This is a genomic window from Pseudomonas sp. GM25 (assembly GCF_000282255.1).
Lineage (GTDB): Bacteria > Pseudomonadota > Gammaproteobacteria > Pseudomonadales > Pseudomonadaceae > Aquipseudomonas > Aquipseudomonas aphyarum.
The window spans coordinates 20784-38434 of the sequence record NZ_AKJQ01000064.1 but is presented as its reverse complement, the minus strand read 5'-3'; the positions used below and the strand labels follow the sequence as shown (position 1 = coordinate 38434).

Sequence of the window (17651 nt, the reverse complement as noted above, 5' to 3'; positions counted from 1 at the left end):
TCGTGTTGAGTGGTGAGAAGCGAAGAGCGGACTGCTTTTGCTTTGATCGTTCCCACGCTCCGCGTGGGAATGCAGCCCGGGACGCTCTGCGTCCCAATCTGACATTCACCTGTAGGTGATGACTTGTCGGCGGTGGCGATGGATCAGTCGACTCATCCCGAAAATCGACAGCAAATCCTGCCAGTTCGAGCCGTTTCACTGGCACTTGCAGTCCACTGGTCTATAAGGAATGAGTGGTTCGGTTTCCATAACCGGGCGTTGTCCTGCTCGGCGACGGGAGTTTTCTTCCATTCATCGCGGGTCATCCTATGAACAATCCTGGGAAACGCGTGTGTTTTTCGTTGTTGTCGGCTTTCGGTCTGGTGCTGCTCAGTGGTTGCGCCAGTCCTCCACCCCCTCCGCCGGCCGCGCCGCCTCCGCCACCTGAGCGGACTTGTCAGGTCATGGAAAATACCGAGGTCGCCGGTGATGCCTACGCCGACGGGCAAGTGACTCGACACATCACCAAGACCCGTTGCGTCACTCAATAAGCCGTGCGCCTGTGAAGGCTCGGGTCGAGTGGATTGTGCTGGTGGCCGATCTGGTCGGCACGGTGGTGTTTGCGGTTGAAGGCGCGATTGCGGCGATGCGCAGTCAGCTCGATCTGCTCGGGGTGATGGTGATTGCGTTCATCGTCGCGCTCGGTGGCGGGGTGACGCGTGATCTGTTGATCGGTGCGACGCCGCCCAAGGCTGTGGCGGACTGGCGCTATCCAGCGCTGGCGTTTGCCATGGGCGGGGTGGCGTTTGTTTTTCATGAGCGGGTGCTGGGTTGGTCCGGTTCGACGCTGATCGTGTTGGATGCGGCGGGGTTGGCGTTGTTTGCCGTGGCTGGGGCGCAGAAGGCGTTGAATTTCGGGATCTCGCCGTTTGTGTCCATGCTGATGGGCACAATTACCGGGGTCGGTGGCGGGGTGTTGCGTGACATTGTGCTGGCGCGGGTGCCGGTGGTGTTGCAGGCGGATTTGTATGCCAGTTCGGCGTTTGTCGGGGCGGCGGTGTTGATCGTCGGGCGCAGGCTGGGTGTGCCGCCGGTGGCGGCTGCGTTGCTGGCGGGGGCGGCGTGTCTGTTGTTGCGGTTGTTGTCGGTGCATTTCGGCTGGCAGTTGCCGAAGGTGCTGGAGGCATGAAAAAGGCAGCCCGTGGGCTGCCTTTTGTTTTGCGTCAGAAGCGGATCAGGACAGGAAACCGCCGTCCACGTTCAGCGATACGCCAGTGGTGTAGCTCGAAGCGTCGCTTGCCAGGTACAGCACGGCGCCGGCCATTTCGCTTGGGTCGGCTACGCGTTTGAGCGGGATCTGCGTCAGGGCCTGTTTCAGGATCGCGTCGTTTTTCACCAGGGCCGAGGCGAATTTGGTGTCGGTCAGGCCCGGCAGCAGGGCGTTGCAGCGGATGCCGAATTGCGCGCATTCCTTGGCGAAGACTTTGGTCATGTTGATCACGGCGGCCTTGGTCACCGAGTAGATGCCCTGGAAGATCCCCGGCGAAATGCCGTTGATCGACGCCACGTTGATGATGCTGCCGCCACCTTTTTCGCGCATCAGCTTGCCGGCTTCCACCGACATGAAGAAGTAGCCGCGGATGTTCACGTCGACGGTTTTCTGGAAGGCGCCGAGGTCGGTGTCCAGCACGTTGCAGAACTGCGGGTTGGTCGCGGCGTTGTTGACCAGGATGTCCAGGCGCCCGAACTGTTCCTTGATCCCGGCGAAGACCTGGCTGATCTGTTCCATTTCGCCGATGTGGCAGGCGACGGCGGTGGCCTTGCCGCCGGCGGCGATGATGGCGTCGGCCACGTGTTGGCAGCCTTCGAGTTTGCGGCTCGAAACGATGACATGGGCGCCTTGCTGGGCCAGCAGTTTGGCGATGGCTTCACCGATGCCGCGGCTGGCGCCGGAGACGAAAGCGATCTTGCCGTCGAGGTCGAACAACTGAGTCTTGGACATGGGATTCCCTTGTAGTAAGCCTTGTTATAACGCCGTCATCAGAGGCTGGATTTGGCAATGACCTGCAGGCTCATCTGCTCCAGCAGTTTGTTCATGTGAATGAACTGCGCGAAGCGTTTGTCCTGGGTCTGGCCATGGAAGAAGCGGTAGTAGATCTGCTGCACGATGCCGGCCAGGCGGAACAGGCCGTAGGTGTAGTAGAAGTCGAAATTGTCGATCTGGATGCCCGAGCGCTCGGCGTAGTAGTCGACGAATTCGCGGCGGGTCAGCATGCCCGGGGCGTGGCTTGGCTGGCGGCGCATCAGTTGCACCGGTGCCGGGTCGTCGGCCTGGATCCAGTAGGCGAGGGTGTTGCCCAGGTCCATCAGCGGATCGCCGAGGGTGGTCAGTTCCCAGTCGAGCACGCCGATGATCTGCATCGGGTTGTTCGGGTCGAGGATGACGTTGTCGAAGCGGTAGTCGTTGTGCACGATGCTGGAGGTCGGGTGGTCGGCCGGCATCTTGTCGTTGAGCCAGGCTTTGACCTGTTCCCAGTGTGGTGCGTCCGGGGTCAGGGCTTTTTCGTAGCGTTCGCTCCAGCCCTTGATCTGGCGGGCGACGTAGCCTTCGGGCTTGCCCAGATCGCCGAGGCCGCAGGCGTTGTAATCGACCCGGTGCAGTTCGACGAAACGGTCGATGAAACTCTTGCACAGGGCTTCGGTTTTGGCCGAATCCAGGCCCAGTTCCGGCGGCAGGTCCGAGCGCAGGATAATGCCCTTGACCCGTTCCATCACATAGAACTCGGCGCCGATCACCGAATCGTCGGTGCAGTGCACGTAGGCTTTCGGGCAATACGGGAAGCCGTCGCGCAACTGGTTGAGGATGCGGAATTCGCGGCCCATGTCGTGGGCGGACTTGGCCTTGTGGCCGAACGGTGGACGGCGCAGGACAAATTCCTGGTCCGGGTATTCCAGCAGGTAGGTCAGGTTCGACGCGCCGCCGGGAAACTGGCTGATCTGCGGCGTGCCGGTCAGGCCCGGAATGTGCGCCTTGAGGTACGGATCGATCAGGCTGGCATCGAGTTCTTCGCCAGAGCGGATACGGGTGGACTGGTCAGTAAGCGCCATGCTTATCCCTTCTGCTTATTTTGGAGGCCAGACATCATTGGCTAATCTAATGGCGCGCTCGGGTCGTCACAAGCGCGGTTCGGTCTTATAGGTTAGCGTGTTGGACGATAATCACCTTTGGGAATGTGCGCGGCGGGCCGCTGGCGACTAAGGTTTAGCGCGTATGCCTTGTTCACGAAGGAGCTTTGAAATGGGCTGCCCGCAAGTCTGTGCCAGCGCCACCCTGCAATGCAGTTTCGGCGCCGCACCGGCGGTGCTCAACGTGCTGCCGGTCAACCGCACGCTGACCGGCGGGATGCCGGCGGCGAACATCATGGATCATATTCCGCTGGTCAACGTCACCACGTTCGGCATGTGCATGAGCATGGCCAACCCGATGGTCGCGGCTGCCACGGCTGCGGCATTGGGCGTGTTGACGCCGATGCCGTGCATTCCGGCGACCGCCACGCCGTGGATCCCCGGCGGCGCACCGACCCTGCTGCTGGGCGGAATGCCGGCGATCGATGCCAACAGCACGTTGATGTGCAACTGGGCGGGGGTGATCAAGATCGTGATGCCGGGGCAGATGCAGATGTTGATTCCCTGAGTCAGGCCTGCGCCGGATCTGTCCATTTGCGAAACCACCAGCGCACCCGGGAAATCGGTTTGCCATCGGCATCCAGCGGTCGTCCGTCCTCGGCGAACCCTTGTTCGGGTTCCATCAACTGCCCATTCAGATAACGCGCATCCACCGCCGGTTTGCCGTTGGGATGAAAGCGCTGATATCGCCCCTCACGCACGCCATCGCGATAGAACTCGGCCTCCGCCACTTGCCCGTCGGGAAAGTAATTGAACGCCTCGCCATGCAACAGCCCGCGCCGGTAGGTGGCCTTGCGCTGCAACCAGCCCTCGGGCGCATAGAAACTGGCGATGCCCTGCAGCTTGTCACGCACGAACGGCATCTGCGCCGACACCTTGCCGTTGGGGTGATAGAGCAGGGACGTGCCCTGCAATTCGCCCTGGCTGTAATTCAGATCGGCTTGTTTGCGCCCGTCATCTTTGATGTTCAACGGGCCATCGAGTTGACCGTCCTGCAAACGCCCCTTGAGTTGCTTGTCATCCTGCTGCAGATCCAGCGGTGTGATCGCCATGGCTTCTCCTTGTCAGTTGACCTGCACCAACCCGCCCTTGATGGTCAGCATGCCGCCGCCGTCCACGGTCTGTGAGGCCGCGCCCTTGTTGGTCAGGCTGATGCCGGCGTCGTTGGTCAGAGTGGTTCCGGCCTTGTTGTCCAGCGAAGTGCCGGCCTGATTGGTCATGGCGGTGCCGGCCTTCTGGGTGATCGAGGTGCTGGCGGACGTGGCCAGATCCGCGCCGCTCTTGATCGTGAAACTGCCGCCACTTTGCAGGGTGAGGGTGCCGCTGACCTTGATCGTCAGGTTGCCATCCACCGTCAGGCTGTAGTCGCCGGTGACCTTGTCGGTGTAATTGCCGCCGGTGCTGTGGTTCTGGTCGGCGCCGACCTTCACGGTGCGACTGTCCTTCACATCGAGGCTGTCGCTGCCGGTCTGGATCGTGACGCTGCGTTTGCCTTTCTCCAGCGTGACGGTTTCATCGCCGTCCTTGACCGTGCGGGTGCGAGCGTTCTGCACTGTGAGGGTTTCGTCGTGGCCGACCGTGGCAGTGGTGTCGTTGAGCACGTTGATCTTCAGATCTTTCTGCGCTTGCAGGAACACCTCTTCGGCATCCTTCTTGTCCTCGAAACGCAGCTCGTTGAAACCGCCGCCGCCCTTGGATGACTGGGTCTTGATCCCGGATTGGGTCTGGTTCGCCGGCAAGGCGTAGGGCAGGGCGTTGTCACCGTTGTAGACGCAACCGGTCACCAGCGGCCGGTCCGGATCGCCGTCGATGAAGGTCACGATGACTTCCTGACCGATACGCGGCACGAACTGCATGCCGAAACCCTTGCCGCTCCACGGCAGCACCACGCGGACCCAGCAGGAACTGGTTTCGTCGTTTTTACCGTCGCGATCCCACGGGAACTGCAACTTGATCCGGCCGTATTCGTCGGTCCAGATTTCCTCGCCGGACTTGCCGACGACGATGGCAGTTTGTGGATGCATGCGCGGTTTGGGCGTGAGGCGTAGCGGGCGAAACGGCGTGGCCTTGGGGATCGCTTCGAAGCGGTTGCGATAGCTTTCATGACTGGCGTCATGGGTCACCCGCGTGACGACCCAATCGATGTTCAGGCTTGCATCGTCGTGGCCATCGAGGGTGAACCAGTGCCCAGGAATCAGCCAGCGACAATCGCTCTCGCCAACGAAGCGTTTCTCTTCGGTGCGCAAACCGTCGACCCGCTGCTTGGTCAACGCATCGCCCCGAGCCTTGGCGTTGTAACCGCCGGGATGCTCATAGATAGAACGCGGCCCGGCGACGGCCTCTGCCTGCCCGAAGAGCGAAGTGGTCGGCGTGGTGAATTCGTAATCCGTCGCCTTGTATACGCCAGCCACCGCTTGCAGGCATACCTGGCCTGAGCGAATGCCGTGCAGCTCGCGCTCACCCAATTGCTGGCCCAGATACTTGACCGTCGGCCCGTTGGGGATCTGTACGAAAGCGTCGTTGCTGTCGCCCAGCACGAGCGTGTGCTTGCCGTCTTCGTGGGCGAAGTACCAGAAGATGCCTTCTTCTTCCAGCAGCCGCGAGACGAAGGCGAAGTCGGTTTCGCCGTACTGCACGCAGTATTCGCGTGAGGTGTAACTGCCGGTCAGTGAGAGTTTGAAATCGGTGAAACCGTGAGCTTTGAAGATTGTGGTGACGATGTCGGAGGTGGCGAGGTTCTGGAATACCCGGTTGTTGCTGGCCAGGGTCAGCCACCATAGCCATGGTCTTAGAACCAGCTGATAGCGCTCGGCGGTGGCGTCGGCGGGGAGCTGGCGGATTTCGGCGACCAGTGCGTCGAAGGGGCGCAGTTGCGCGTCGTTGTGCAGGGTGGTGGTGACGTGGGTGGCGATGGCGCTGGTGAGGGTGAGCGAGGTCCCGTCATTCAATCCGTTGAGGGTTTGAACGCCGAGGGTGTTCAGGGCTTCCTCACCGGAGAGCGACTCAGGGTAAAGCGCCGACAGCGAGGTGGCGGTGAGGGAGAGCGTAGTGTTGCTGTCGGTGGAGCGGGGCATCCGCATTGCCTCCGATCAAGAATTCGCAAAAACAAGTTGTGAGGATGCGATGCCATGTTGAACTTTGATGACCTGCATTGGCGTCCCGTGGGGGCAGCTCCATCCATTGAGTGAGTCAGATACTTTTTTCAAATATTTTTTCTTGACGCTGACAAACACCATGACCCGATCGCGGCTGTCCGTCTGTGCGCGGATCACACTGGAGGTAAATATCCAGGACTGAGTTTTCCGTTGTTCGGGTCTGGAGCCAATGAGTGTTTGATAGACGGTTTCACGAACATTGAATCGGCCGATTTCATTGGTATTGCAGGCAGCGATCAGTGTGACCGCGCGCTCAGGAGGGCTCAGCCTTATCTCGTGTTCGAGTGTCGGGAAAATATCGAAGCTCATAGTCACCTCACGATGCCCAGCAGCCTTGGGCGACATGTTTCGGGCTACCTTCGTGAAACTTGTACACGCCGTTGAGAATATAGAGCGGTCCAGTGTTCCAGCCTTCACCATGCTCCGTCAAAACCCGATATATCAATGGGTAATTCAACTTTCCAGGTGCTTCTGCGTAGAAAAAGTCGATTCGTAAAGATTCCGGGCAGGGAAGCGGGCAGTAAGGATTGTTGGCAGCCCCGGATGTCGAACCACCGGGTGCAACTTGCGCAACCAAGTAGCGCGAGGTGTCGTACTGTGCGGTGACTTGATACACAAACTCGATCCCGGGATTCTTCTTCACGTACTCGTAAACCATGGCTTCGTACTCATACATGATTGGATGGTTGCTACCTTCGGTCAGTGTTACCAGATTCCGAAGATCGGTTCCGCTGCCGCCCAGCTTGTTGCCAATCAGATGCCCTCGTTGATGATGTTCCGGGCAAGTACCGGACACGAATCCCGGTGGTCGCAAGGACTGATCCGGGCCCGAGCCGCCGGTCATGTTGGTCGATGTCAAAGTTGCCTTTGCATAAAGAGGAACCGTGACGTTGCTACCGTTTACGTTGACAGTGGTGGATTTGTATTCCGGATTCAATGGCATTGGCGTTAGTCCCATTAAAGGCCTGCAATCTTGAAAATTTACCAATAGGCTTGCTGCTCTCCTGAAGGGGACGGATTTATTTGTTTCGCATAAATAAATCTGTCCCCTTAAATCCACATGCCTCACCTTCCGTTACTGAACGTAGACGTTGGCGACTCTGTTGTGATGGGCTGACCAGTCTCAAGTGAATTCCATGAGTTCTTCTTCTGCGCTTGTCGTGACCTTGCCGGCGCCTTCATACACCGTTTTGAAAACAGTGAAGTCAGTCGAGGAAAAAACGTGGGGGGAGAACTTTGGCGCCGCCCAATTGGTAGGTGATTGTCGTTGTGGCCGCAAATTACCGAATTCAGCTTCGTTTGGAAAAGAAGGATCAATCTGGTTCGCCGACAGCGTTTTAACCTTGCTGAACCAGGCACTGCACTTTGCGCATGCGGCTTTTTTACCGCCAAGATTTCCCTTGATAACGGGTTTGAATTCACTGCCGATAATCAAAGCTCGCATCAGCGAAATTTCCGCATGGTAGCCATCATTCTCTACATATTGCAGGGCATGCGGTGTTGGAGGAGTGTTGGTTATTTTTGTTATCGGGCTCAGCACCACCGTACGTGGCAATGGTTTCTGCTCTTTGAATGCCTTGACCAAATTCAAGAGGTTATTGAGTTGTTTGGTGTTGAGGCGGGGGTTGTAGGTCAATTCAAGAATTTTTTCGGCGACCTTTGCCTTTTCCTTCGCGGTCTTGCTGGGCATGTTGGTAACGTAAAGTTTGGTGTCAGGAATGATCGGCGCGCGATCGAGAAACTTCCATCTGACCAGTTTGGAGTTTTCGTCTGTCGCCCAATTGCCATTTTTATTACCAACCTGATTGCTCTTCAGCCAGCTTTCCTGCAACTCGTATTCCGGGATGTTCTGATTGATCACTCGGTCCGTTTCCGAGAACAACACATGGAGAATTCTGGCCGCTTCCATGAGTGCATTACTACCACCGGGGTGTATGGCGGTTAGAAGCACCTCACAGGCGGCAATCAATGACTCGCCATTTTTGTTCGCTGCCACATAGATGGTACTTTCACCAGGGTGAGTGTAGGCCTGTACCTCTTCCGGGCTCTTGGTGGTGACATGCTGCCCGATGACACCCAGCACAACACTGAGGATGCAGAGATGGTTGGGATTGTGCGGTGACAAAACGTTGATAACAGGTCTCTGTTGAGGCGCGCTGGGTAACGGCATTCCATTAACTCCTGTATTTTTTTAGCTTTCAATGACAGTACGTCACTTACTCCAACACCCACTCCGCCAATTTCCCTGTCACCTGCGTCATCAACACATTCTCGACATCCCGCGCACCCGCCGCACTGCATTTGGCGAGCACCGCTTTCACAATTCCCGAATCGAACTCGAACTGCTTGCCCGTCGCAGCCTTGTAACGGCCGCGCAATTTCTCCAGCTTCGCCAACACAATCCCTTCCAGCGTCTGCTCATCCAGCGGCCGATACGCAACCACCGTCATGCGCGCCAGAAACGCCGGGCGGAAGGCTTGCAGCAGGGCTTTGTGCAGCGCTTCGTTGAACGCTTCCGAGCCGAGTTGTGCAGTCGGTGTATCGAGCAGCAACTCGGCGCCGACATTACTGGTGGCCAGCATCACGGTGTTCTTGAAGTCGACCACCAACCCGGTCCCGTCTTCCATCAAGCCCTTGTCGAACACGTTGTAAAACGCTTCCAGTACATCCGGATGCGCCTTCTCGATTTCATCCAGCAACACCACTGAATACGGTTTGCGCCGCACGGCTTCGGTCAGTACGCCGCCGCTGCCGTAACCGACGTAACCGGGCGGTGCGCCTTTGAGCTGGCTGACGGTGTGGGCTTCCTGATACTCCGAGAGATTGATGCTGATCAGATTGCGTTCGCCGCCGTATAGCGCGTCCGCCAGCGCATACGCGGTTTCGGTTTTGCCAACGCCCGTGGGGCCGACCAGCAGGAACACGCCGACCGGTTTTTGCGGATCGGTGAGCCCGGCGCGGTAGGCCTGCAAGCGCTGGGCAATGGTGTTAAGCGCGGTGCTCTGACCCATCACGCGCTGGCCCATGCGTGTGCCGAGCGTGCGCACGGCGTGGGCTTCGTCGGCGAGCATTTTGCCGACGGGGATGCCGGTCCAGCCGGCGATCACGGCGGCGACGGTTTTGCCGTCGACCTGCTCGGGCACCAGCGGATCGTCCTGGCGGATCGCATCGAGCCCGGCTTCCAGACGCAGCAGTTCGGCGGCCAGATGATCGATGCGGCTGTCGATGGCTTCGTCGGGCTTGTCGCTGTCGGCGCTTTCGCTCAACGCCAGTAACTCGCGGCGGGTGTCGAGCAGTTCGCGCACCGCCACGCGCTCTTCGCCCCAGCGGGTTTCCAGTTCGCGGATGGCCTGGACGTTGGTCTTCGATTCGCTTTCCAGCAGGGTGATGCGCTCGCGGTGATCAAGCCCCGTGGCCTGTTCCCGGCGCAGGCGTTCGACTTCTTCTTTGAGGCTTTGCTGACGGTGGCGCAGGCTCTCGAGCGGTGGCGGCACATCGTGCTGACCGAGGGCGACCCGGGCGCAGGCGGTGTCGAGAACACTGATGGCCTTGTCCGGCAACTGGCGGCCGGAAATGTAGCGATGCGAGAGCTTCACCGCTTCGTGGATCGCGGCATCCAGCACCTGCACGCCGTGGTGCTGTTCGAGTTTGGCGGCGACGCCCCGGAGCATTTCCACGGCGGTGATTTCGTCCGGCTCTTCCACCTGCACCAGTTGAAAACGGCGGGCGAGGGCCGGGTCTTTCTCGAAATATTTTTTGTATTCCATCCAGGTCGTCGCGGCCAACGTGCGCAACTCGCCTCGGGCCAGTGCAGGTTTCAGCAGGTTGGCGGCATCGCTGCCGCCCTCGGCACCGCCAGCGCCGATCAAGGTGTGGGCCTCGTCGATGAACAGGATGATCGGCTTGTCGGCACTGCGAACCGCGTCGATCACCCCTTTGAGTCGCTGTTCGAATTCACCTTTGACCCCGGCCCCGGCCTGCAGCAAACCAAGGTCGAGCACCCGCAAACTGACTTCCTGCAACGACGGCGGCACATCCCCGGCGGCGATGCGCAGCGCCAGGCCTTCGACCACGGCGGTTTTGCCTACGCCCGGCGCACCGACCAGAATCGGGTTGTTCTGCCGGCGTCTCAGAAGAATGTCGATGCACTGGCGAATTTCGCCATCGCGACCGACGATCGGGTCGATGCGCCCAGCGTGAGCATCGGCGGTCAGGTCCTGGGTGTATTGATCGAGCACCGAGTCTTGCCGTGGCGTTGGACTCCCCGAAGACACGGAACGCGGGCCGACATGCTCGCGGGAGTTTTCCGTCCACTCCAGCAGGTTTGCTCGCAGCGCTTCTTTCGGAATTCGCAGCAATGACGATGCACTGTTGAGCAGCAGGCTGCGGCGCTCGTCACGGTCGATCAACGCCAATAAAAGCAGCCCGGAACGAATGCTGTCGATCCCCAGCACACTGGCCTGCACCACCGCGTCTTCCAGCAATCCGAGCGTGTGCGAAGACAGCGCAGGCGTGCGCGTGCTGCCAGCCTTGAACAGGTCCAGCGCCTTGTTGATCTCCGCCGTCAGCGCATCCCGTTCCAATCCAAAACGCGGCAACAGAAAGGCAAAATCGCCGCCCTCGATATCCAGCAGTTCCAGCAACAAATGCTCGATCTCGACAAAGTGATGCCCGCGCTGCAAGCACCGCTGGGCAGCGCGTTCGAGGGCGCGGCGGTTGTCCGGGTTGAGGCGTCCGATCAGGCTGGCCAGTTCCATATCAGGTGATCTCCAGCTGACGCAGGCGGGTTTCGATCCGTTGCACGGCCAGGCTGGTCTGACGTTGCAGGCCACCGTTCCAGCTCAACAGGGCCGGGGTTTGTCGGCCGAGTTGCAGTGGCCCGGCACCGCGCACCAGCAGCACCAGTTTCACGTCCAGATCCGGGCCGAAATACAGCGCAGCGAGGCTCGCCAGTGCCGGATGCGCCTCACCGTCAGGCAAAAAGCGCGCGGCCTGCGTCGATGGCAGCGGCCCCAGCGTCAGGCGAATCCCGGCATGTTCATCCCAGACCCGAGTCCCGGCGACAGCGCTGCGGCCCAGTTGCAGATTGCGTCCGCCGGCCTTCATGACGCTGCGGCTGGCGCGTGGGATTTCACGCCACGCCCCTTCATAAGCGCTCAGTTCCACTGCCACGGAAAACTGCTCACGGACAATCGCCGCGAACCCCGCCAATGACCGGCGGCCATCGGCGTACAACGCCGTGCAGGCCAGAACGGCGCAGTCGGGAATTGCCTGGCGTTCCTGCAAGGATTTTGGCAGCAAACCGGTCAGCGCCCGCAGTTGCGCCTGCACCGGAGAGGCGCCGGGCGTAATGAAACCGAGGGCGATCCGGTGTTTGCGCATCACCTTGTACAGCAGGCTCAACAGCCGATGCTGGAACAGGTCGAGGAACTCGGCGGGCGCATGATCCTTGGCCCGTGCCCGTTGTTGCAGCCATTCCTGATAGGCGTAAGGCAACGGGCCGTCGGGGCCGCCGAGGCCGAACATCGGCGAGTTCAGGGTCAGCGGTTCACCGGGGTTTTCCTCCAGGCTTTCGATCTGGCTGGCGGCGAACAATGGCGTCAGCGGCCCGCGCAACTTCAGCGCTTCGGCCTGTGGCGATGTACCCGAACCAAGGGCGTCGGCCTGCGGCTGTTCGCGCTCCAGCAACAGCAACGCCTGCAACCATTCGAACGCCTGCGGATCACGGCGCAGGCGCTGGCTCAGGGTCAGAGCGACAGGGGCATGCCGGCTTGGGGTTGCCATGCCTTGACCTCCTTGTCTGCCTGCATGAGTACCGTGCGCACGAAGCGATTGGCCGTGGCGTACACCGAAAAGAACTGCGCGAGTACCGCTGAAAACAACACCGCGCTGCTGCCGACGAAATGCTGTGGATCGAGCTGCAATTGCACTTCAAGCCCATTGCGCCAACCACGCCAGGCGTCGGCGCCGACATGGCCGATCACTCGTTCACAATCGAGGCTCAGCAGACCTTCGATCTGACGCAGGGCGCTGGCCTCTTCGCGCAGGTTGTGCAGGGTCAGGATTTCCTTCAGCGCATCCAGCGCCTGCGGCCCTTCGACCAGCGACAGATGATTGAGGGTCAGTTGCGAGACCAGTCGCCAGCGCGAATCGCCGTCCAGACGCGGCAGGCTTTGCGGGCTCGGCGGATTGCGCAGGCGTGCCCACGCCACCGGCCCCGGCCGTTCGAAACCCAGCGGCGTACCGGCGGGCAGGCTCTGGGCCAGATGCCGATTGGTGCACAACAGTTCGGCGGTCAGGCTGTAATCGGGCAGGTCGGTCTGCGGTTCGAAACGGGTGTCGACGACACTGATCAGCAGATCGCTGCCGAGCCGGTTCGGCGTCTGTCCGTTGACCCGTCGCGCATGCCAGTAACGTTGCCGGTCACCGCTGCTGTGCTGGCTGCCGAAATACGCCGGCAGCCGCTGCACACCGCTGGCGGAGCTGGCGCGCACGCTGCGGATGCTGTGGATTTCAACGCTGTTTTCCCGGTGGCTGTCGGCGACCAGTCGATACTCGCTGCGGGTGCCGTCCGGGCGCAGCGGCTCCGAAGTGCGCGGGAACAGGTTGATCACCGGCGCGCAGCCGAGGGCGATATCGCTGGCCTGCAAGTGCAATCGGCCGGCCGGAGCACGATCAAAAACGATGTACAGATACAGCGTCTGGCTGTCACTCGAAACACCGGACAGGGGCAGATCAAAGAAGTGGAATTTGTCCGGGAACGCGAAGTACTCGGCCAGCAGACGCATGCCCGGATGCACGCCGTCTTCGTCCGGCAGCAGCACTTCGTCGTCGGCGAAACCGACGATCTTCGGCAGGCCTTTCACGCGGGCGGGAATGCTCCCCGGCGAGCCGGCCAACACCTGCACCGCGTGGGCGCCGAGCAGGTCATAGAGGCTGGCGTTGACCACCGGTGACGCGGCCAGGTGAATGCGCAATTGTTCGATGCCAAGCTCCGACCACTGACTGTCGCCGAGGCAGCGCAGACTCAGGCGCAACGCCGAGCGGGACTGCGCCACACCGGTCAGCGCCTGGGCTTCATCGCTACCCAGCAACAAGGCTTCGCTGATTTCTACCGGCCACAACCGCACGGCTGCACTGGTGCGAAAGTGGATGCTTTCGCCCTTGCTGGTGGTGACGAACAACGGCGTGTCCCGGGGCAGCGGATAGCCGCCGTCGAGGTTGCCTTTGCTCGGGTCCGGCTCGAACTGGACGATCGCGCACGAAGGCAACGGGCGCATGGCCAGGGGATAAAGCTGTTCGAGCAATGCGTCGCTGAATTCGGCGTAGTCGTCATCCAGCCGTCGTTGCAGGCGTGCGGCGAGCAGGGCGAAACCTTCCAGCAATCGTTCGACGTGCGGGTCCGGGCATTCGCCGGGAGACAACTCGAGACGTCGCGCGACTTTGGGATAGCGCTCGGCAAACTGTCCGCCGGCATGTCGCAGCCAGGTCAGTTCGCGTTGGTAATAGTCGAGCAGTTGCGGGTCAATCGAGTCGCTCATGGCGCACCTCCAGCCCTTCGTTGCCGGGCTCGATGACAAACGCCACCGGCCAGTGCTGCGTGCCGCTGCGCAACTCGCCGAGCAGGCGAATGCTCAGGCGCTGCGGGTGTTCGGGCAGGGGATTGACCTGAACTTCGCCGAGCAGCAGGCGCGGTTCGAAATGGGTGATGGCTTCGCGAATGTCCCGCGCCAGACGGCGACGGTCATCGCTGCGCTGTTGTTGCAGGGCGCTCCAGTCCGCGATGCCGTAGTCGATGACACTGGGCGGGGAGGTCAGGGTGCGCGGGCCACGGCGGGTGTTGAATAGGCGCCCGAGCTCGGTGTGCACCGAGTCGAGCAGATCCTGCCGATCGAACTCCCGCGCGCCGTCGCCCTCGCTCGAGGCGAGGCGTTCGAACAGCGGTGGAAGTAAGCCGGTGCCTGCCATGGCCGCGCCGCCGGGTTAGCTGACGAGCTTGTTGGCGGCCATGTCCCAGGTCGAGGCAGCCGTGCCTTCCTTGGTGCCGTCGTCTTTCTGCGCGGTGAGTTCCCATTTGATCTTGGTGAAGTTCAGGGACAGGGTTTCCACCGGTTTGCCGCCGGTACCGCCACTGACGCTGACGTTGGAAATCACCACGTTGGTCAGGGTGTAAATGATGAAGGGCAGCAGTTGCCCGCTGCCTTCGGCGGCGTTGCGGCCGATGGTGATCTTGGCTTCCGGGATCGGCTTGCCGGCGCAGCAGTACTCGTTGAGCGACGGTGTCGAGGTGTCGACGAATTTGGTCAGGGTGAACTCGCCGACGTGGGGCTTGCCGGAGGTACGCTCCGAGTTGCTGACGTCGTTGGTGACTTGCATCGCCACGTTGTGGCTGTAGGACATGACTTCGATCTTGTCCGCGTAACCCTCGAGCAGGCTGTCGCCTTTGATGTCGCCGCCGAGGTCGAGAATGATTGCATCCATCGCTTGAAACTCCTGAAAGGTGTCGTGCCAGGCAAACAGGGAAGCGCCCGCAGGAAATCCGGCGGGCGCAGGCAGGTCAGGCGGCTACCGGTGGCGGCAGCGTGGCAACCAGGCGGATCGACGCGGTCAGCTCTTCGAGCTGGAAGTGCGGCCGCAGGAACACCGTCGCGCGATAGGCACCGGGCTTGCCGGCGACTTCGGTGACGTCTACCCGCGCTTCACGCAACGGGTACTGCGCCTTGATTTCCTGCGGCGCGTTGTCGTTGATCAGTACGTAGTCGGCGATCCAGTTGTTGAGGTAGGTCTGCACGTTGTCGCGGGTCATGAAGCTGCCGACCTTGTCGCGCATGATCACCTTCAGGTAATGGGCGAAACGCGAGGCTGCGAGCACGTACGGCAACATCGCCGAGATCCGTGCGTTGGCGTTGGCCTCGTTGGTGTTGTAGACCTTGGATTTGTTGGTGGTCTGGCCGCCGAAGAAAACCGCGACGTCGCTGTTCTTCTTGTGGCACAGGGCGATGAAACCGAGGTCGTTGAGCTCTTTTTCGCGGCGGTCGGTGATCGCCACTTCGGTCGGGCATTTGAGCGACAGGTCGCCGGAGCTGGTGCGGAAGGTGTGCGCCGGCAGGCCTTCAACCGCGCCGCCGCCTTCAGCGCCACGGATCGCCGCGCACCAGCCGTACTTGGCAAAGGCTTCGGTGATGCGTTGCGACAGCGCCCACGCGGCGTTGCCCCACAGGTATTTGCTGTGGTCGGTGCCGTTGGTGTCTTCGACGTAGTTGATGCCTTCCACCGGCGACGTGTCCGGACCATATGGCAGGCGCAGCAGGAAGTGCGGCAGTACCAGGGAGACGTAACGCGAATCTTCGCTTTCACGGAACGAGCGCCACTTGATCAGCTCCTGGCTCTCGAACACTTTCGACAAGTCACGCGGCACGGCCAGTTCGGTGAAGCTGTTCATGTCGAACAGCCGTGGGCTGGCAGCAGCGATGAAGGGGGCGTGGGCGGCCGCGGCGACGTTCGACAGTTTCTCCAGCAGGCCGATGTCCTGCGGGTGCCGGCCGAAGGTGTAGTCACCTACCAGCAGGCTGAACGGATGGCCACCGAAGGTGCCGTATTCCTCTTCGTAGATCTTTTTGAACAGCGCGCTCTGGTCGAATTCGACGGCTTTTTCCAGATCGTTCTGCAGCTCTTTCTGGGTCACGTTGAGCAGGCGCAGTTTCAGCCGGGTGCTGGTTTCGGTGTTCTGCACCAGCATGTGCAGGCCACGCCAGGACGCTTCGAGTTTTTGCAGGTCCGGGTGGTGCAGCACTTCGTTGAGCTGGGCGCTGATCAGCTCGTCGATCTGGCTGATGCGGTCGTTGATCATCGCCACGGTGTCCTTGTCGATGGCCATGCCTTCGTCGAGCACCTGGGTGGCGAATTCCGCGAGCATGTCGCGGGCGTAATCCTGCTGACTGTCGTCATGGGCCATGCGGCCCTCGGCGATGATTCGATCGAGCAGGGATAAAGTCTCGGCAGCAGCATTTTCGCTGGCTTGATTCTGGGCGGCGGCGGGCATGGCGAATTCTTCCTCGGTCAGGTGGACGATCAGGCTTGCGGTTCGGCCGGAGCTTCGGCATCAGCGGCCGGGACAGCGGTGTCCGGGCGGGCCGACTTGATCTCTTGCAGGCCTTCGGTGTTGGCGATGACGTCGCGCAGCAGCTTGTCCAGATCGTCATTGCCGTCGAGTTTGGTCAGCAGGTCGCGCAGGCGCTGGCGGGCTTCGAACAGACGCCGCAGCGGGGTGACTTGCTCCACCACCTTGACCGGATCGAAGTCGTCGATGTGCTTGAAGTTGAGTTCGATGTTGAGCTTGCTGTCGTCGCCGCTGAGGGTGTTGTTGACTTGCAACGTGGCGCGGGGAGCGATGGAGGCGAGGACGTCGTTGAAGTTGTCACGGTCTATTTCGGTGAAACGGCGTTCGGTCAGTTTTGCCAATGGTTCGAGCGGCTTGCCCGAGAGGTCGGCGAGGATGCCGACCACCAGCGGCAATTCCTTTTTCTCGATGGCGTTGCCGATTTCGACGTCATAGGTGATTTGCACTCGGGGCGGGCGAACCCGGTCGAGCTTGTGCTGGGTACTTTCTGCCATGTCGGCGGACTCCGATGCGATGAGCGGGCGCAATGCATCGGGGAGGCCCGTTCATCGCTTTCCCTTGCTGGACCACAGGTTAGAAAGGGTGGCAGATGACCTGTCGTTCCTTTGACAAACCTTCCTCATTCGGCTGTAGGAACCGAACTACCCAAGACGCTAGAACAGGTCTATAAAAATGCAAGCGAAAAACTTTTTTGGACTGACTGGCGAAAAGGAAAATTCATTTTGTCTGCACGACTTTTTCTAACGATCGGGTTTGCGCTGCTCGCCGGCTGTTCGTTTTTCGGGCAGAAAGTCGATCTCGACAGCCTGACCCTCGACGTCGCGCCCAAGGCCAATGACGACACCCCGATCGCCGTGGATTTCATCGCGGTCAACGATCCGGATCTGCTCAAGCAACTGTCGGGCATCAGTGCCCGCCAGTGGTTTGCCGAGCGCGAGCAGTATCAGCGCGACTATCGTCAGCTGATGAGCGTATGGGGGCTGGAGTTGGTGCCGGGGCAATTCATCGACCGCCAGCCGTTCCCTTTGGGGGGCAAGCGGGCGGCTGGACTTTTGGTCTTCGCCAGCTATAACACTCCCGGAGCGCACCGCCTGCGGCTGGACGATCAGAGCGACGCATGGCTCAAGTTCGACAGTCGCGAGATGAGCCTGGTCAGCAAGGAAAACTGAAACACACCGTCCGCCGCCGGTTCGCGGTGCAGTCGAAGGGAG

General features: G+C 60.7%; 17 protein-coding genes. 3 read left to right on the top strand and 14 right to left on the bottom strand.

The features are described 5' to 3' along the window. Positions 1-571 precede the first annotated feature (571 nt). Positions 572-1168 carry a trimeric intracellular cation channel family protein gene (locus PMI24_RS24735; protein WP_238553885.1) on the top strand — a complete coding sequence of 199 codons (597 nt, stop codon included), beginning with the start codon at positions 572-574 and terminating at the stop codon, positions 1166-1168. Positions 1169-1213: 45 nt separating this feature from the next. Here PMI24_RS24735 and PMI24_RS24730 read toward each other — a convergent pair whose 3' ends face one another. Together PMI24_RS24730 and PMI24_RS24725 are read right to left on the bottom strand one after the other, a co-directional pair. Then, complete coding sequence (locus tag PMI24_RS24730; protein ID WP_007958891.1) at positions 1214-1981, bottom strand: SDR family oxidoreductase; 768 nt, start codon at positions 1979-1981, stop codon at positions 1214-1216. A 38-nt stretch (positions 1982-2019) separates the two neighbouring features. Beyond that, positions 2020-3087 carry a phosphotransferase family protein gene (locus PMI24_RS24725; RefSeq protein ID WP_007958889.1) on the bottom strand — a complete coding sequence of 356 codons (1068 nt, stop codon included), beginning with the start codon at positions 3085-3087 and terminating at the stop codon, positions 2020-2022. A 190-nt stretch (positions 3088-3277) separates the two neighbouring features. Here PMI24_RS24725 and PMI24_RS24720 point away from each other — a divergent pair, with 190 nt between their 5' ends. Beyond that, on the top strand, positions 3278-3673 hold the full coding sequence (locus tag PMI24_RS24720; RefSeq protein WP_007958887.1) for a DUF4280 domain-containing protein: 396 nt from the start codon (positions 3278-3280) through the stop codon (positions 3671-3673). 1 nt (position 3674) lies between these two features. On the opposite strand, the gene PMI24_RS24715 is transcribed toward PMI24_RS24720, so the two are convergent. From PMI24_RS24715 to tssB, 12 genes are all read right to left on the bottom strand, one after another. Beyond that, the gene (locus PMI24_RS24715) at positions 3675-4217 is read right to left on the bottom strand and encodes a toxin-antitoxin system YwqK family antitoxin (RefSeq protein ID WP_007958884.1); all 543 of its coding nucleotides are present in this window, start codon (positions 4215-4217) and stop codon (positions 3675-3677) included. Between the two features lie 12 nt (positions 4218-4229). Beyond that, positions 4230-6239 (bottom strand): type VI secretion system Vgr family protein, encoded by a 2010-nt coding sequence (gene tssI / locus PMI24_RS24710; RefSeq protein WP_007958882.1) that lies wholly within the window; start codon positions 6237-6239, stop codon positions 4230-4232. A gap of 15 nt (positions 6240-6254) precedes the next feature. Continuing rightward, entirely contained in the window at positions 6255-6629 is a 375-nt protein-coding gene (locus PMI24_RS24705; RefSeq protein ID WP_007958880.1) for a hypothetical protein, read from the bottom strand. A gap of 7 nt (positions 6630-6636) precedes the next feature. Further along, on the bottom strand, positions 6637-7263 hold the full coding sequence (locus tag PMI24_RS29040; RefSeq protein ID WP_007958878.1) for a DNA/RNA non-specific endonuclease: 627 nt from the start codon (positions 7261-7263) through the stop codon (positions 6637-6639). Between the two features lie 180 nt (positions 7264-7443). Further along, positions 7444-8490, bottom strand: a complete 1047-nt coding sequence (locus PMI24_RS24700) for a hypothetical protein (RefSeq protein ID WP_007958876.1) — start codon at positions 8488-8490, stop codon at positions 7444-7446. A 46-nt stretch (positions 8491-8536) separates the two neighbouring features. Next, positions 8537-11077, bottom strand: coding sequence for a type VI secretion system ATPase TssH (gene tssH / locus PMI24_RS24695; protein WP_007958874.1), 2541 nt, complete (start codon positions 11075-11077; stop codon positions 8537-8539). A 1-nt stretch (position 11078) separates the two neighbouring features. Further along, positions 11079-12104: a type VI secretion system baseplate subunit TssG gene (gene tssG / locus PMI24_RS24690; protein WP_007958872.1), complete on the bottom strand. Its 1026-nt coding sequence runs from the start codon at positions 12102-12104 to the stop codon at positions 11079-11081. Further along, positions 12068-13861, bottom strand: a complete 1794-nt coding sequence (gene tssF / locus PMI24_RS24685) for a type VI secretion system baseplate subunit TssF (RefSeq protein ID WP_007958870.1) — start codon at positions 13859-13861, stop codon at positions 12068-12070. Before tssF ends, tssG begins: the two co-directional genes overlap by 37 nt. Further along, on the bottom strand, positions 13845-14288 hold the full coding sequence (tssE, locus tag PMI24_RS24680) for a type VI secretion system baseplate subunit TssE (protein ID WP_007958868.1): 444 nt from the start codon (positions 14286-14288) through the stop codon (positions 13845-13847). Before tssE ends, tssF begins: the two co-directional genes overlap by 17 nt. Positions 14289-14303: 15 nt before the next feature. Further along, complete coding sequence (locus tag PMI24_RS24675; RefSeq protein ID WP_007958866.1) at positions 14304-14801, bottom strand: Hcp family type VI secretion system effector; 498 nt, start codon at positions 14799-14801, stop codon at positions 14304-14306. 76 nt (positions 14802-14877) lie between these two features. Next, positions 14878-16362, bottom strand: coding sequence for a type VI secretion system contractile sheath large subunit (gene tssC, locus PMI24_RS24670; protein WP_007958864.1), 1485 nt, complete (start codon positions 16360-16362; stop codon positions 14878-14880). A 29-nt stretch (positions 16363-16391) separates the two neighbouring features. Continuing rightward, a complete protein-coding gene (tssB, locus tag PMI24_RS24665) occupies positions 16392-16934 on the bottom strand; it encodes a type VI secretion system contractile sheath small subunit (protein ID WP_007958861.1) in 543 nt (180 codons plus the stop codon). A gap of 228 nt (positions 16935-17162) precedes the next feature. Between tssB and PMI24_RS24660 the strand changes: the two genes are divergently transcribed. Beyond that, a complete protein-coding gene (locus PMI24_RS24660) occupies positions 17163-17609 on the top strand; it encodes a hypothetical protein (RefSeq protein ID WP_007958860.1) in 447 nt (148 codons plus the stop codon). Positions 17610-17651: the final 42 nt, after the last annotated feature.

Coding starts and splice junctions, on each gene's coding strand:
- tssE (WP_007958868.1), bottom strand. CDS start 14,288: ATGGCAGGCACCGGCTTACTTCCACCGCTGTTCGAACGCCTCGCCTCG.
- PMI24_RS24675 (WP_007958866.1), bottom strand. CDS start 14,801: ATGGATGCAATCATTCTCGACCTCGGCGGCGACATCAAAGGCGACAGC.
- PMI24_RS24700 (WP_007958876.1), bottom strand. CDS start 8,490: ATGCCGTTACCCAGCGCGCCTCAACAGAGACCTGTTATCAACGTTTTG.
- PMI24_RS24715 (WP_007958884.1), bottom strand. CDS start 4,217: ATGGCGATCACACCGCTGGATCTGCAGCAGGATGACAAGCAACTCAAG.
- tssH (WP_007958874.1), bottom strand. CDS start 11,077: ATGGAACTGGCCAGCCTGATCGGACGCCTCAACCCGGACAACCGCCGC.
- tssI (WP_007958882.1), bottom strand. CDS start 6,239: ATGCCCCGCTCCACCGACAGCAACACTACGCTCTCCCTCACCGCCACC.
- PMI24_RS24705 (WP_007958880.1), bottom strand. CDS start 6,629: ATGAGCTTCGATATTTTCCCGACACTCGAACACGAGATAAGGCTGAGC.
- tssF (WP_007958870.1), bottom strand. CDS start 13,861: ATGAGCGACTCGATTGACCCGCAACTGCTCGACTATTACCAACGCGAA.
- tssB (WP_007958861.1), bottom strand. CDS start 16,934: ATGGCAGAAAGTACCCAGCACAAGCTCGACCGGGTTCGCCCGCCCCGA.
- PMI24_RS24725 (WP_007958889.1), bottom strand. CDS start 3,087: ATGGCGCTTACTGACCAGTCCACCCGTATCCGCTCTGGCGAAGAACTC.
- tssG (WP_007958872.1), bottom strand. CDS start 12,104: ATGGCAACCCCAAGCCGGCATGCCCCTGTCGCTCTGACCCTGAGCCAG.
- PMI24_RS24720 (WP_007958887.1), top strand. CDS start 3,278: ATGGGCTGCCCGCAAGTCTGTGCCAGCGCCACCCTGCAATGCAGTTTC.
- PMI24_RS24730 (WP_007958891.1), bottom strand. CDS start 1,981: ATGTCCAAGACTCAGTTGTTCGACCTCGACGGCAAGATCGCTTTCGTC.
- PMI24_RS29040 (WP_007958878.1), bottom strand. CDS start 7,263: ATGCCATTGAATCCGGAATACAAATCCACCACTGTCAACGTAAACGGT.
- tssC (WP_007958864.1), bottom strand. CDS start 16,362: ATGCCCGCCGCCGCCCAGAATCAAGCCAGCGAAAATGCTGCTGCCGAG.